This is a genomic window from Lysinibacillus piscis (assembly GCF_026012395.1).
GTDB lineage: Bacteria > Bacillota > Bacilli > Bacillales_A > Planococcaceae > Lysinibacillus > Lysinibacillus piscis.
This window is the reverse complement of record NZ_BRZA01000009.1, coordinates 1-15,990: the sequence shown is the minus strand read 5'-3', so window position 1 is coordinate 15,990 and position 15,990 is coordinate 1. Positions and strand designations below refer to the sequence as shown.

Here is a 15,990-nt window from a genome sequence, read left to right as displayed (position 1 = left end):
ATTCATCACTACTTATGGTTGCTATAACATTCCACAGACTTCCATTCCTTGTCGTAATGACATGTGTGGTTAGAAAACTCCAAATCCATTTCTTATATCCACAATAATAGTAGCAAAGCTTTGAACTCAGATAATTTCATGGTAAATGAAGTGCTTTATTTTTCACAATTGTAATTAGTGAAACTGATGATTTTGTATGGATAGTATCTATTATTTTATTAATCACGTAGCTTACAATATGTTTTAACAACTTGTACCTGTTTATACGCCAAGTATAGCAAGAAGTATTCTACTCCGCAAAAAGGATACCTTTCATCCCATGTCTAATGATGGGTTATCTCCTATACAATATAAGCTTTCTCTCATCTCAAATTTAATAATTTGACAAATGTCCATTACAGGAAAATCTACTATAAAATTTCTTTACAATTTTTCTTTTTCAAAAATTTTAGCTTTGTTTCAGATACAATAATTGCCACTAGAATTAGCACTGCTCCAATAATCATTTTTACAGTTAAAACCTCACTTAAAATGATGACAGAAAATATCATACCCCAGAATGCTTCCGTTGATAAAATAATCGCCGCATTCGTTTCTGTTGTGAATTTTTGTGCAACTGTTTGCAATAAAAAAGCAATCGTCGTTGAAAATACACCCAAGTATAGAACTGCAGAGCCCCCTTCAAAGTTTACTGTAAAATTCATTTCACCTTTGAAAAGAATCACAATAAGCCCCAAAATGGAAGCAGTCATCATTTGAACAACCGTTAACAATACTGGGTCTTCATCTTTAACAAATTGTGCTGTGCAAAAAATATGAAATGCAAAGCCTACTGCACATAATAGTGTAAGGAAGTCCCCAAAATTGACGCCTCCTGAAAGTTTCAATGACAGCACTCCAATACCAGTAATCGCAAGTATTGCGCCAAACAGCTCAAATTTATCTATTTTTCGTTTGAAGATAAGCAATGCGATAAATGGAACGATGACCACGTTGACCGCTGTTAAGAAGGCATTTTTTGATGGCGTCGTATACACCAATCCGACCGTTTGTAGCGCAAATGCCAGATATAAAAAGATACCAATGACAGCACCTTTAATAATTGTACTTTTTTTGATCTGCTTGATTCTCTTAAAAAAGATAATACTTAGTAAAATAACACCAATTAGAAAACGAATTGCTAGAATTTGATACGGTGTATAATGTTCAAGTGACACTGCACTGGCCACAAACCCGCTCCCCCAAATGATGGCTACAATTGTAAGACCTAACTCTCCAATATATTTACGCATGCAATCTCTCACCTTTTGAATTTTCAAGTAACTCTAGAAAGACACTTGATGTCCATGTAAAGGATGTATCGACAAGTCCATTCCCATGATGTGGATCGAAGTTTTCTGCCATACCACCAACAAGCGTGAGTTTTAAAAACTTCTCGCTAATTCTTTCTCCAATTTTACTGTAGCCAAAACTTTTTAATGAATCAACCAAAAGATACGTGACTGGAGCCCAAATTGGTCCAAGCCAGTAGCCATTTTCTTTATAAAATGAACTTGATGGCATTTCTGTTGCAAATCCATATTTTGTTTCAAAGTTTTCTACAAGATCAGTAACTAATTGGTCCATCACCTTTGTATCAAGGCGGTACCCGATTAAAACTGGTAAACGTAAAATCAAGCTGGACCGAATATCAATTTTTTCTGCATCCTTACCAACACGACCAAAGAAGCCCTTTTCATCATGAAGCCTCTCCATTAATAAGGCAAACTGTGCATCTGCCTTTTCTTTAAATTGCTTTGCTTCTTCCTCTTCTCCAAGTATGCCAGCAAACTTTGTTAAAATATCGTATGTCCGAATTAAAAAACTTGCAAGATCGGGAGCCTCAATTGGTAGTCCTTGATGAAACAAGGAGGCATTATCCCATCCAGAGTCATTACCATGTTTATAATGTGGCAGTCTACCTTCATACGTGCGGTATAAATCAAAATACTGCGTGATATTTTTTGTAGATTCATAAACTGTTCTCAGTCGGTCTACATCCTTAAAATAATCGTTAACTTCCATTAATTTCTCATAAACATACGCGAAAAGAGGTGGTTTAATACAATTATAAGAGACAAATTTATCATTCACAAAATCAGGATATGCCCCCGACTCATCCTGTGTATCAATAAAAATTTTCAATTGCGCATAAGCAAGTTCTGGATAGTTCCTTCCAAGGTGTAACGCATTAAAGCAATTATCCCAAGACCAAATATTATACATCCAAAGTTTGGACATATACATCGCGTAATTTTTTAAAAGACCATGTGGATGAACTATGCTTGACCATGTGATGTATGCAGCACGGTCAATTGAAGCCTGATACACTTCATCTTTCCCTGCCATATTGTCAAACCATTCTTGGTAGAGCTTTTCAACCTTTTCTTTACCTGCTGCAAAATTAGTGTATTCCTTTGGCTTGAAAACAGTACGGTAGCTTTCGATGACAAAATGACCATTTTTCATGCGAATGTCGATGAACTCATTACCAATTACATTCCATGGTGCATCTACTGCCATTTCCCCAGAGCATCTGCTAAGCATAAGCTTTAACTCCTTTGGATAGATGTGGTATTCATACATTCCATCATCATATTCATGAAGGGTGTCATATTTCACCTTACTAGCCTGCAAACGGACTTCGACACCGTTTACTTCAATATGTAATTCATCCTCTTCTGGAATGATGATTTCTGCATATTTCCCTAAATCTTCTACTAAATAGAATCGCAATGACGTTTCTGTTGCAAGTATGTCGAACTCTTTTTCTACACCTCCCAGCAAAAGATCAAGCTTAAACAGTTTGGACGGGGCCTCATCCCCACCATGTACATCACGTATATAAATTTCCTCAGAATCCTTTTCCTTTGATACACAAAAATAGGAGCCGAATCGAGAAAAGGGAATCTCTCTAATATCTAAGTTCATAGATTTTTTCTCCTTTATAGGCTTACGATACAATAAGCAGGGTTTCCCCTGCTTATTGCTCAAATATGCCTTGATGTATTAACGTGCTATGAAAATTTTACTTTCTTCTATTAATGTATCTTGATGAATCTTCCTTATTTCAAATTGAAGATGGAAGTCCTCAATTACTGTTCGATATGGAGGAAGCTGCTCCTCGCCACAGCTATTACTACCAACACCACTTTGTTTGTAATCAATTGTCAACACATTAAATGGCGATTTTTTAATCATACCACGGTGTGTTGCCGCTTCCAGTGCACTTGTTTCATAATCGTGGATTGTGAAATCATGCTCTTCTTTGAAATTAATAAGATACGCATGGTCACCCTTTGAAATGGCAAGGAATGAAGTATCACATCTTGAACCATTTTCTTGTGGATACACATAATCTGTATGCATTTCTTCCACAGTCTTTTTATAAAGTCCAATAGGTTGACTTCTCTTTGTATCCTGATAAGATTCAGCATCTCCACGACCATACCAAGTGACATCTTGATAGCCTTGATTAAGATGCATTGTAATCCCTATACGTGGAAGCATTTCTGGAATTTGTTTCCCTCGTAAAACTTTTTCTCCGCGTAGGTCAATGTTTAAAGCTCCATTTTTGGTAATACGATAGTTGTAAGTTAAGCTAAAGCCCCATGCTTGATTGACTGCTGACAAAAACTTCGTAATCACTATATCTATATAGTCTTCTTTGACTTCATAAGATACTTCGCCTAGCTGCTCTTTTGTATTTCTCAGGAAATAATCGTTCACCCAAGCGTCTTTTTTGTACATATCATTATCAATAATTGCTCTCCAAAGCGTTACTTCTGGACCTTTATGAATAATTTCCTCGCCTTCTGACGCAAAGCATATTAAAGTTCCATATATATTAGAGAAAACAGCCTTAAATAGATTGTTTTTCACTATAAGCTGAGCCGCTTCTTCTTCAATCTCAAAATTTGAGCCAACTGAAGTAATTGTTTTAACTGTCTTTTCAACTTTTGTTTGTGCAAGTAAAAAACTTTCCCTTGTAATCTCGTGACCTTTTTTAGCATAAAGGGTATCACTAGCTTCACGATAGCTTAAATAGATGCGAACTTCATCATGTTGGCAAGCCTTTGCTATATCTATAGGCAATGTAATTTCTACTGCTTTTTGTGCGGGGATACTCGGTAGCTTCATTTCTTTTTCTTCGATAAGTGTACTGAATGATTTAACCTTAATGTGAAGAATTATCCCACTCAAATTTCTAAAATCATACAGATTCTGAACAAGGATTTTTCCTTCTGTTACATCCACTTCTTTTGTTACGATTGGTTCAATTACCTTTTTGTATTCTATAAGCCCTGGTGAAGGCGTTTTATCCGGGAATACTAAACCGTCAATACAAAAGTTGCCGTTTGTTGGGAAATCACCATAGTCCCCACCATATAGATAATATATTTCGCCATTTTCATTGGTCGCTTCAATACCATGGTCGCACCACTCCCAAATGAATCCTCCTTGAAGACGTGGGTACTTTCGCATTACCTGTTGGTATTCAGTTAAACCACCAGGACCATTCCCCATAGCGTGGCCATATTCGCATAAAATATGTGGCTTCTTCCCTTCAGCATCCTTACCGATTTCTTCAAGTGGCTTTAAACGAGTATACATAGTTGTATATACGTCACTATATGCCGCAACCCTATCACCCTCATAATGTACCAATCTAGTTGAATCCATTGCTTTGATTTCGTTGTACATTGCGGTAAAGTTGCGCCCAGCGCCAGATTCATTTCCTAATGACCACATAATGATACTTGGATGATTGCGATCTCTTTTCACCATTCTCACGGCTCGGTCCACGTATTGTTTTTCCCATAGCTCATTATCAGAAATCCAATTGTAGTTGCCCGTGTTTTCGAAGCCATGGCATTCAAGATCTGCCTCATCAATTACATAAAGCCCGTACTCGTCACATAAATCATAAAATACGTCATTATTTGGATAGTGTGCTGTACGAACTGCATTAATATTGTGTTGCTTCATCATTTTAACATCTTGAAGCATATCCTCGTAACTTACTGTTCTACCAGTTTTCGGATTTGCATCATGACGGTTAACTCCATTGAAAAAAACACGTTTGCCATTAACACGAATTTCGTTTTCAACAACCTCAATTGTGCGGAAGCCAATGCGTAGTGGTACAATCTCTTTTTCATCGCTAGGTAAGCTATATTCCAATACAAGATTATAAAGATTTGGCACTTCAGCATTCCATAAAAGTGGATTTTCTATTAGTCTCCCTGTCTGGAATTTACCATCAACAACTTCAACCTCAAACTGATCGATTTTTTCGTCTTGGTAATACAGAGTAGCTGTTAAACCTTTTACTCGGTCTGTTAAAAATACTCCATCCATTTTCAAAGTGAAGTGCTGATAATTTTTATCAGAGTGGGTTTCCACATAAATATCCTGCAAAGTATCTTTGTTGATTTTAAAGAGCTCCACACTTCTGAATATACCCGATAACCACCACATATCCTGATCTTCTAAGTATGTTCCATCAGAAAACTGATAGACTCTTACGGTTAGACGGTTGCTTCCTTTTTTCACGTACTCCGTAATATCAAATTCAGAAGGTAATCTAGAAACCTTGCTATAGCCAATATGCTGACCATTCACATACAAATCAAATGCAGAGTCAACACCATTGAATTTTAAAATAAGCGCTTCTGTACTGGAAATATCGTCAATCAGTAATTCTCTAAAATAAATTCCAGTTGGGTTTTCCACAGGAACAAATGGTGGATTGATAGCAAATGGATACAAAACATCTGTATAATGCATGTTTCCGTACCCCTTCATTTGCCAGGTAGATGGTACCTCGATATCATCCAACCCCTCAATCACGAAATCCTCTCTTTCAAACCCTTTTGGTGAAAGCTCTGGTGCATCTATAAATAAAAACTTCCACACTCCATCAAGCAATGTATACCCAGTACTGTTTTCTCGATTAAAAGAGCGGGCTTTTTCTAATGTATTATATCTGTAAAAATCAGTATGTGCAGGCATTCTGTTAATACCTGTAAGATGGATATTTTCCCATCTTTTCATTTCTCGTTGCATGTTATTTTCCTCCGAATATCTATGGTGAATTACTTAATTGAACCGCTAATTCCTTCCACGATATATTTTTGCGCAAATAGGAATATGACAACTGGTGGAATAATCATGACTAACGTAATAGACATAATCGGTAAAATTTGAAGGTCATGAATTCCTTTAAATGCGGCAAGTCCCAGTGCTAACGTATATTTTGATTGATCCTGAAGGTAAATTAATGGACCCAGGTAGTCATTCCAAACTGATAAAATATTTAATACTGCAATTAGGATAAGTGGCGCTTTCATAATTGGTAGAAATATTTTAAAGAAAATCTGAAATTCATTTGCTCCATCAATTCTCGCTGCATTTTCAAGATCCTTTGGTACACTCATCAGAAACTGTCTTAATAAGAAAATATAATAAGCTGATCCAAAAAACGCTGGGACAACTAATGGTTTTAATGTATTGATCCATCCCAACATATTAAATTCCATATATAATGGAATCATTGTTACATCCCAAGGAATCATCATTGTTGCTAGTAAGATAACAAATAGAATATTTTTATATTTAAAATCATATCTTGCAAATCCATATGCTACTAATGAACATGAAATTAACTGACCTAAAGTAGTCATTACCGTTACAATCACTGAATTTTTTAAATAGGTTCCGAATGGTTGACTGTTCCATGCATCAACGAAGTTTTTCCATTGAGGAACATCTGGGAAAATCTTTGGAGGGAAGCTAAATACCTCCGCTTCGGTTTTCAATGCTGCTAGGATTACCCACACAAAAGGTAGCAAGAAATAAAGTGAAAATAACCCAAGAAGGCCATATAGTATGATTTTATATTTTTTTGGTATCTTCATTTTTTCTTCTTCCCTTTCCTTTTTACTTCATTTTCATAGAATACCCATGTAGATGATGATTTAAAGATTACCATTGTTAAAATTAAAATTACGATAAACATCAACCATGCATTTGCACTTGCGTATCCTAACTCATGATGTTTGAAGGCATTATTGTATACATATAATCCGTAGAAGTACGTTGACTTTAACGGTCCTCCACCTGTCAACAGTAAGACTAATGCCAATTGCTGTAATGCAGCGATAACAGATGTAATAACGTTGAATAGAATAGTTGGTGTGATACATGGAATAGTAATGCTGAAAAATTGACGGAATAGACCTGCACCATCAATTGCAGCTGCCTCATATAATTCTTGTGGAATTCCTTTTATATCTGTATAAAAAATAAGCATCATCGTCCCTACGCCCCATGCACTCGCAATAACGATTGTGAGGATTGCCCACTTCGGATCTACAAGCCATTGTGGACCCTCAATACCTATTAATGATAGGATATAATTTAAAATTCCGTATTCAGAGTTGAAAATCCAGCCCCAAATAATTGAAATCGCAACCCCTGAAACAACAGCTGGTAAATAAAAAATTGTACGGAACATTTTAATCCCTTTTAATGGTTGCGTAATAAGAAGCGCTAAAATTAAGGCAATTACTAAATTTAAAGGAACAAAAACAGCTGCAAATTTCAAGGTAATTTCTAATGATTTGTAAAATTGCGGATCGTTTGTGAACATCGTTTTATAGTTTTCTATTCCTACAAAAGTTGGTGAACTTGTAATCGGCCAATCAAAAAAGCTCATAATTAATGAAAAAATAAGTGGTCCTAAGGTAAATACTAAAAATCCAATAATCCAAGGTAAAATAAATAAATAAGGTACTTTCTTATTTACAAGCTGGTAGCCATTTGCCTTTCTCGATTTACTTAACATAAGATGACCCCTTAAATCAGAATATAAAATAAGGTAAAACACTTTCTAACAACTGATATAAAGTGTTTTACCACATGTTGAACTGAAAATTTTACTCAGCAGCATTCTTTAATGCTTCTTTTGGATCCATTAATGTGCTAGGATTGAAAATTGATTCAAATACATAGTTGAGATTGTCAGATACTCGACTCCAGTCTTTGACGATAAATGATGCTGGTGTGTACCCCTCACTCTTTTCTAGCATTGAATAGAATACACTCTTAATTTCATCCTGCTCAAGCTGCTCACTTTCTACAACAGATTTCAGAACAGGTAGCTCAAATCCAATTCTTTCTTTGTTCGCTTCTTCATTAGACCAAAATTTAATGAATTCAAATGCTTCTTCTTTATGTTTCGAATTTTCAGAAATTGAAACACCTGAAGAACTCAAGATACTTACACTTTTTCCATTTTTGAAACTTGGTAATTCAACAACACCATAATCAATTCCAGCTTCTTTTAAAGGAGTAAGACCCCATGCCCCATATACAAACATTGCAACTTTACCCGATTTCATTTCTGTTGAACCAGAGCCTTCAGTTGTAATAGCAATGCCTTCCTTCTCCATGTTTTGGAACATTTCAAACACTTCCACTGATTCCTTTGAATCGAGATTTCCTTTTAAGTTACCATCTTTATCAACATAAGATGCGTTATTGCCCCATAAGAACATTTCAAAATCATATGGATCTGGCTTTCCTGAGAAAGCAAATCCAGATACCTTTGTTTCTTTATTTGTTAGCTTTCTAGCCGCATCCTGAAGATCTTCCCAAGTCCAACCTGCTTTCGGATATTCAACACCTGCTTGGTCAAATAATGCCTTGTTGTAATAAACAACATGTGTAGTGTATCCAACTGGTAATCCAAGGATTTTACCATCCGCTGAGTTATAGTTCCAAAGAGCTTCATAGAAATTATCTTTATAATCAGCACCTTCTTTTTCAATATAAGAATCCAGTGGCTCTAAAGCATCTTTATATTGTGGATAATTCCACATATACATAATATCTGGAGCATCTTTCGCGCCCATACCAGCTGTAATTTTTGTGTCATAGTCACTTCCGTAAGCTTCTAAAACAACTTCAATATTTTCATGAGCCTCATTGAATTTATCAATCATTTTTTGCTGTAAGTCAACATCATCCCCAACATCCCAAGTGGCAAATCGAAGTTTTACTTTACCGTCTGTTGAAGTATCGCTATCTTTACCAGACGATGAACTACACCCCGCTAAAAGTAATAATGTTGCAATGAATAAAAAGAACATAGATTTAAATTTTACTAGCTTCATAAATATGCCTCCCTTATTAAATAACACCTTCATTATATTCTCGGTTTTACTAAATGTAAACGTTTTAAATTTAAATTTTACTAAATGTTTTATTTCCCACTGCTATACAATATACGTATTGTTTACTGACACATCTTTATTTTTTAAATACAGGAACCTATTATAACCATAGCTAAATTACGAATATAGTAGCATTACTTTAAATCCCATTGCTTAATACAAAATGATCTATAATTATTTTACTAAAAATTAGTAATCACATAATTTTATAAACACCTCCTCAAATGTTATACCTCTTTCACTCGATAATGTTTTCAATAGTTTGTTAATTAAATTAATTAAGCGAATCTTATCATTCAAATTTTGATATGTCAATTCAAATTTAAACTTTACAAAAAAAGCAATGCTACATTCGCCTTCTACTAACGTTATGACAAGTACTTAAGATACATTTTCAGACAAAAACTTTTATCATTTATTTGAACATCAAAAAAAGCCGAGATTGCCTCTCGACTTTTACGTTATCTCAATAGGATGAAATAAATGGAATAATACAACAGCAACTGCCCCTTTAATAGTACTGTAAGAACCTAGCTTTGATTCAATAACCTCTGTATCTTTTACTTGCTGTGTCAAACCCCGCTCTTGAATCGTTGCCTTAATACCAGGCATGATAAATTCACTAGCTTTCGAAACACCGCCACCTATTATTATTTTATCAGGATTGAGTAAATGCACTAGGTTAATGATACCAATACCAATTATTTTCCCAGTTTCCCATAGCACTTGAATTGCCACTTCATTTCCCTCTTTAGCTAATTCATATACCTTTGCACCAGACAAATCACCTTTCAACTCATTAAGCATTTTAGCAGACATCGCTTCTTTAGCTCTTTTTGCAATGGCATCTCCAGTCGTTAAAGTTTGTAAACAGCCCCTATTACCACATTCACATAACTCACCATTCAAATCAATTGTCATATGACCAATTTCCCCAGCTACACTTTGCGCTCCATAAAATAATTGGCCATTAATAATAATTCCTGCTCCTACACCACGACCAATATTTAACGTTACCAAACTCTCTGTATCATCGTACTCACCAAACCAATATTCCCCCATAGCCATTGCTCTTGCATCATTTTCCACTTTTACAGAAATACCAAATTCTAATTCAAGACTATCTTTAATGGGGATATTGCGCCAACCTAAATTTGGTGCAAAAAGTCCAATACCAGTTTCTACGTCAACAGCACCATGCATCGCAACACCAATACCGATAAATTCTATCCCGATAGATGCTTCATGAATAATCTCCCTTATTTCCTCTTTCAATGCTCCTAGAAATTCCTCTTCATTCATTGATATTATAGACTTACTCTGTCTTTTATTTATAATATTGCCTTGTAAATCTGAAATCATCGTTTTAATATGGCTAGGGCCCGCATCTACACCAATAACATAAAATCGTAAATGATTAATTGTTAAAAGTGTGGGTTTTCTCCCACCTTGGGACTCCCCTAATTGCGTTTCTTTTACAAGTTCCGATTCTATTAATTCTTTGACAATACTACTTACTGTAGGAGGAGTTAATTGTGTCTCTTGAGCAATTTGAGCTCTCGATATTGGGGACTTCTTTCTAATCATATTCAATACAATCATTCTATTTACGGATTTCATCCATTGAAAAGTGCCTTGTCTCAAACATTTCACCGCATTTCTTAAATTACATATCTGTTTATTTATTATTATACAAGATAAATTTACACTTTTCTTATTTATTATTGAATTATGAATTATTCTAATGTATAATCCTGTTACTCGATAAGTTTAATAATTAATTTAATTAAGTATCTTTAAATAAAATTAAAATGGGTGATAATATGGACGTTTCTAAAAAAGTTGTAATCGTAACAGGTGCTGGAAAAGGAATTGGAAAGGCCATTGCTTTGGAATTTGGGAAGCGAGGATCCTTTGTGATTGTAGCTGAAATTGATTCGATATGTGGTCAAGAAGTTTGTGATGAAATCATTCAAAATGGTGGTACAGCTCATTTCATTGAAACAGATGTAAGTTCTGAACAAAGTATTAAGGATATGATTACTCAAACAGTTCAACTATATGGAAAAATTGATACTTTAGTAAACAATGCAGGTATTACAATTTTCAAACCTATCCTTGAATGTTCTGTTGAAGATTGGGATTTGGTCATGAACACCGATTTAAAAAGCGTCTTTTTAGCAAGCAAATATGCTGCCATTGAGATGATTAAAAATAACGCTGGCTCTATTATTAATATCGCCTCTAACCACGTGCACGCTACATTAACAGATTCTGAAATGTATGCTGCAGCAAAATCAGGTGTAATTGGCTTTACAAAAGGTTTAGCACTCAGCTTAGGTCATCAAGGTATCCGTGTAAATGCTGTTTGTCCAGGCTTTATGGACACATATCATTATCGAAATTGGCGAAGTCAGTTTGAAGATCAAGATTTCATTCAGCAAGAAGTAGATAGTTTACATGCAACAAATCGAATGGGTGATCCTCAAGAAGTAGCTAATATTTGTATTTTCCTAGCTTCTGGTCTTGCCAATCAAATGACAGGTTCGAGTATTACGTTAGATGGCGGTTTGAGCACACGTCTTTACCATTCAAAATATGCATAGGAGGCATACTAAATGTTAGATGTATTAACAATTGGCGAATCAATGGTGGTATTTACCCCTACGATGAATGGAGCTATGCGCTATGCACATCAATTTAACAGAAGCTTTGCTGGAGCTGAATCGAATGTAGCAATTGGCTTAACAAGGCTTGGGCATTCAGTAGGTTGGATTAGTAAAGTAGGGAACGATGAACTTGGAAGTGCTTTATTGTCATTTATTAGAGGCGAGGGTGTTGATACCTCACAAGTACAGCGAAGTCAAAGCCATGCCACGGGGTTAATTTTTAAGGAAATTCGACATGCCGATGACGTTCGTATTCAATATTATCGCCAATTCTCCGCAGCAACAATGATGCATCCAGATATGCTAGATGAAAGGATTTTTGCTTCGGCTAAATTTTTACATGTAACAGGGATTACAGCAGGGATTAGTGAGACGGCCTTTAATACAATAATGGCAGCAATTGAAATTGGCAAGCGGCATGGTGTCAAAATCGTATTTGACCCTAATATTCGCAACTATTTTATCCATACACCAAAATATATAGAGCGCTTACAACAAATACTTCAACATACCGATATTTGGATTCCTAATCAGGCTGAGGCAACATCCATTCTGGGTGTAGAGGATATCGAGGAACAGGCAAAAATGGCATTAAGCATGGGAATTCAGACGGTCATTATTAAAAGTAGTGACAGTGATACATTTTATTTTACTGCGAATGAACAAGGTCGTGTCCCACGCTTTTCCGTAAAGGCAGTGGATTCTGTCGGCGCTGGTGATGCATTTGCGGCTGGCACCATTTCAGGTTTTTTGGACCAATTACTACTGCAAGATATTGTGATACGTGCAAATGCAATGGGTGCATTCGCAGTTACTGCGATTGGTGATATTACAAACTTACCAGATAAACAGGAATTAGCTCATTTTGTTCAACAAGAAAAGTCAGACAATGTACTACGCTAAGGAGGAATAAATCATGAAGCATTGTCTCCAACATATTATAGATAATAAAATTATTGCGATTTTAAGGCGCCCCAAAAAAGAGGACGCTCTATTAATGGTTGATGCCCTTTATCAAGGTGGCGTTTCTACAATTGAAATTACAGCAGATACAGAGGATATTATCTCATTAATTGCAACGATTAAAGCCAAGTACGAGAATGCTATTGTGATTGGGGTTGGCACAGTACTTAATCAAGAGCGAATCGTCCAATATTATGAAGCAGGAGCGAGCTTTATTCTTTCTCCCAATATTCAAGAAGAGGTCATTAAAGAAGCAAAACGTCTCAATATGGTAGCCATTCCAGGTGCATTAACACCTACTGAAATCGTTCATGCATACAATCTCGGTGCAGATATTGTCAAAGTATTTCCCATAAATACTTTGGGAGCAAGTTATATTAAAGATATTCAAGCACCATTACCTCATATTCCACTATTACCAACTGGTGGTATTACAGAAGACAACATGGCTGACTATTTAAAAACGGGTAGTGCTGGCTTCGGTATTAGTAGCGGGCTTAAAACAAATTGTGTTAACTGCTCTACAGAACAACTACAAGAAATAACGGCTACCGCTAAAAAATTAGTAGCGTTATGCAACGAGGTGGCATATGAATAATGCTAAATTATCTTTACAAATTGAAGCTACACTAGCAGAAGGGCCTCTTTTTCATCAACCATCTAATCAGCTATTTTGGACAGATATTTTAAGTAAAACATTAAACAGATATGATTTGCATTCAAAAGTTAATATTGCCATAGAGACACCTTGGCATATTGGAGCATTCTCCTTTACAAATAAAGAAAATGTCTTAATGTTAGCAACGCACTGTGGTTTTATTTTATATAACTATATAACAGAAGATTACGAGATAATTACCAATCCACTGCATGATGCATCACATATGAGATTTAATGATGGCAAAACTGACCCAAATGGTCGCTTCTGGGCTGGTACAATGGAGTTTTCCCCTTCAGGACCAAATGGACATTTATATACATTAGATATGAAAAATGAAGTGACACAACAACTTGGCGAATTAACTATTTCCAACGGTATTGCTTGGAGCTTGGATTATAAAACAATGTATTTAGTTGATAGTGGCATTCAATCATTATTTAAGTTTACATTTGATCCTATAGTTGGAACGATAAGTGATAAAACATTGTTATACCAATTTGATGAAGCAAACGGTACACCTGATGGTATAACAATTGATGAAAATGACCAACTCTTTATCGCCATGTGGGGTGGCCATAAAGTAATTCATTTTAATCCTAAAACAACTGAAATTATAGCTGAGATTCAAGTACCTGCACCACATGTAACATCTGTAACTTTTGGCGGTAGTGAACTAAAGACACTTTACATTACAACCGCACGTGACGGTCTAACACAAGAACAATTAGAACAATTTCCTTTATCGGGTAGTATTTTTGAATATGCAACAAACCTTAGAGGAACTTTACCTTTTCCATACGAAATTAGTATAAAGGAGAAATTCAAATGAAAATAATCTCATATGAACTTTTTAAAGTGCCACCACGTTGGCTTTTCTTAAAAATAACTACCTCTGAAGGGATTGTTGGCTGGGGTGAGCCTATTATTGAGGGAAAAGCGGACACAGTTCATGCCGCAGTTGTAGAATTGATGGAGACTTTAATCGGCAAAAATCCACTTCATATCGAAGATCATTGGAATATGATGTATCGTAGTGGTTTTTATCGTGGTGGCCCTATTTTAATGAGTGCTATTGCAGGTATTGACCAAGCGCTTTGGGATATAAAAGGGAAATATTATAATGCTCCAATTTATGAATTAATGGGTGGCGCATGTCGTACCAAAATCAGAACCTATTCTTGGGTAGGCGGAGATCGACCAGATGATTTAATTCAATCCACACAAAAGGTTGTCGATATTGGGTTTGATACAGTTAAAATGAATGCTTCTGAAGAGCTACAAATCATTGATTCCTATAAAAAAGTAGATGAAATCATTACCCGTATCGGTTCTTTAAGGGACCATTTTGGAGATAAAATTGATATTGGCATCGATTTTCATGGGCGAGTTCATAAACCAATGGCAAAGGTGTTAATTAAAGAATTAGAGCCATTCAGACCGCTATTTATTGAAGAACCTATTCTTCCTGAACAAAATGATGCATTAAAAGTACTTTCACAAATTAGTGCTATTCCAATTGCAGTTGGCGAAAGAATGTTCTCCAGATGGGATTTTAAACAAACATTAGCGGATGGCTATGTGGATATTATCCAACCTGATTTATCACACGCTGGTGGTATTACAGAAGTGAAAAAAATTGCTTCTATGGCTGAGGCCTATGATGTTGCACTTGCACCGCATTGCCCATTAGGACCAATCGCTCTGGCTGCTTGTCTACAAGTAGATGCCACAAGCTATAATGCCTTTATCCAAGAACAAAGTCTAGGTATCCATTACAACCAAGGTAATGATGTTTTAGATTATGTGAAAAGTGATGGGTCTTTCCATTATGATAATGGTTTTATCCATATACCAACTCTTCCTGGTCTAGGTATTGAGGTCAATGAAGACTATGTAAGGGAAATGAGTAATGTAGGTCATCAATGGAAAAATCCCGTTTGGCGCCATAAAGATGGGTCGATAGCGGAGTGGTAGAACACTTGTATTAATGGATATGTAACTATGAAGCTTTTCTTGGGAATTAGATATAGCATCCTAATAAAATAGAATAATTCCTCCTAAATGTAGGGGAACTGAAATCTATGCTTGTATGTTTGACAATTTCAGTTCCTCTATCTTTTTTTGTAATTAGATATTGGGAGCTGTTTCACATAACATATCCTCAAATACTATCCATGTGGCTAATATAATCATACGTTGTTGCTACGTTAATATAGTAATTCTTTTATACATTTTAAAATATAAAAAAACCAGCCAACTAGTAATCAGTTGACTGGTTAATTGCGAAGCGACGTCCTACTCTCACAGGGGGAATCCCCCAACTACCATCGGCGCTAAAGAGCTTAACTTCCGTGTTCGGGATGGGAACGGGTGTGACCTCTTTGCCATCATCACTTCACTTGCACATGGATGTGCTGGC

The 15,990-nt window shown here is 35.8% G+C and carries 12 protein-coding genes and 1 rRNA gene; 5 read left to right on the top strand and 8 right to left on the bottom strand.

Features of this window, described 5'->3' with window-relative positions; translation table 11 throughout:
* Positions 1-410: 410 nt before the first annotated feature.
* From OPF91_RS17800 to OPF91_RS17770, 7 genes are all read right to left on the bottom strand, one after another.
* Positions 411-1,292: a DMT family transporter gene (locus tag OPF91_RS17800; protein ID WP_264990281.1), complete on the bottom strand. Its 882-nt coding sequence runs from the start codon at positions 1,290-1,292 to the stop codon at positions 411-413.
* Complete coding sequence (locus tag OPF91_RS17795) at positions 1,285-2,970, bottom strand: amylo-alpha-1,6-glucosidase (RefSeq protein ID WP_264990280.1); 1,686 nt, start codon at positions 2,968-2,970, stop codon at positions 1,285-1,287. Before OPF91_RS17795 ends, OPF91_RS17800 begins: the two co-directional genes overlap by 8 nt.
* A gap of 78 nt (positions 2,971-3,048) precedes the next feature.
* Positions 3,049-6,108 (bottom strand): glycoside hydrolase family 2 TIM barrel-domain containing protein, encoded by a 3,060-nt coding sequence (locus tag OPF91_RS17790; RefSeq protein WP_264990279.1) that lies wholly within the window; start codon positions 6,106-6,108, stop codon positions 3,049-3,051.
* Positions 6,109-6,137: 29 nt separating this feature from the next.
* The gene (locus OPF91_RS17785) at positions 6,138-6,959 is read right to left on the bottom strand and encodes a carbohydrate ABC transporter permease (RefSeq protein WP_264990278.1); all 822 of its coding nucleotides are present in this window, start codon (positions 6,957-6,959) and stop codon (positions 6,138-6,140) included.
* Entirely contained in the window at positions 6,956-7,888 is a 933-nt protein-coding gene (locus OPF91_RS17780) for a carbohydrate ABC transporter permease (RefSeq protein WP_264990277.1), read from the bottom strand. The genes OPF91_RS17785 and OPF91_RS17780 overlap by 4 nt, the downstream gene beginning before the upstream one ends.
* A gap of 91 nt (positions 7,889-7,979) precedes the next feature.
* On the bottom strand, positions 7,980-9,218 hold the full coding sequence (locus OPF91_RS17775; RefSeq protein ID WP_264990276.1) for an ABC transporter substrate-binding protein: 1,239 nt from the start codon (positions 9,216-9,218) through the stop codon (positions 7,980-7,982).
* A 516-nt stretch (positions 9,219-9,734) separates the two neighbouring features.
* On the bottom strand, positions 9,735-10,922 hold the full coding sequence (locus OPF91_RS17770; RefSeq protein WP_264990275.1) for an ROK family transcriptional regulator: 1,188 nt from the start codon (positions 10,920-10,922) through the stop codon (positions 9,735-9,737).
* Between the two features lie 179 nt (positions 10,923-11,101).
* Here OPF91_RS17770 and OPF91_RS17765 point away from each other — a divergent pair, with 179 nt between their 5' ends.
* Genes OPF91_RS17765 through dgoD form a run of 5 tightly spaced genes read left to right on the top strand, consistent with a single transcriptional unit; the run spans position 11,102 to position 15,545 of the window.
* Complete coding sequence (locus OPF91_RS17765; protein WP_264990274.1) at positions 11,102-11,884, top strand: SDR family NAD(P)-dependent oxidoreductase; 783 nt, start codon at positions 11,102-11,104, stop codon at positions 11,882-11,884.
* A 12-nt stretch (positions 11,885-11,896) separates the two neighbouring features.
* Complete coding sequence (locus tag OPF91_RS17760) at positions 11,897-12,850, top strand: sugar kinase (protein ID WP_264990273.1); 954 nt, start codon at positions 11,897-11,899, stop codon at positions 12,848-12,850.
* 13 nt (positions 12,851-12,863) lie between these two features.
* The gene (locus OPF91_RS17755; RefSeq protein WP_264990272.1) at positions 12,864-13,508 is read left to right on the top strand and encodes a bifunctional 4-hydroxy-2-oxoglutarate aldolase/2-dehydro-3-deoxy-phosphogluconate aldolase; all 645 of its coding nucleotides are present in this window, start codon (positions 12,864-12,866) and stop codon (positions 13,506-13,508) included.
* Positions 13,501-14,400, top strand: a complete 900-nt coding sequence (locus OPF91_RS17750; protein WP_264990271.1) for an SMP-30/gluconolactonase/LRE family protein — start codon at positions 13,501-13,503, stop codon at positions 14,398-14,400. The genes OPF91_RS17755 and OPF91_RS17750 overlap by 8 nt, the downstream gene beginning before the upstream one ends.
* Positions 14,397-15,545: a galactonate dehydratase gene (gene dgoD, locus OPF91_RS17745; protein WP_264990270.1), complete on the top strand. Its 1,149-nt coding sequence runs from the start codon at positions 14,397-14,399 to the stop codon at positions 15,543-15,545. Before OPF91_RS17750 ends, dgoD begins: the two co-directional genes overlap by 4 nt.
* Positions 15,546-15,853: 308 nt before the next feature.
* Here dgoD and rrf read toward each other — a convergent pair.
* A 5S ribosomal RNA gene (gene rrf / locus OPF91_RS17740) occupies positions 15,854-15,969 on the bottom strand.
* Positions 15,970-15,990: the final 21 nt, after the last annotated feature.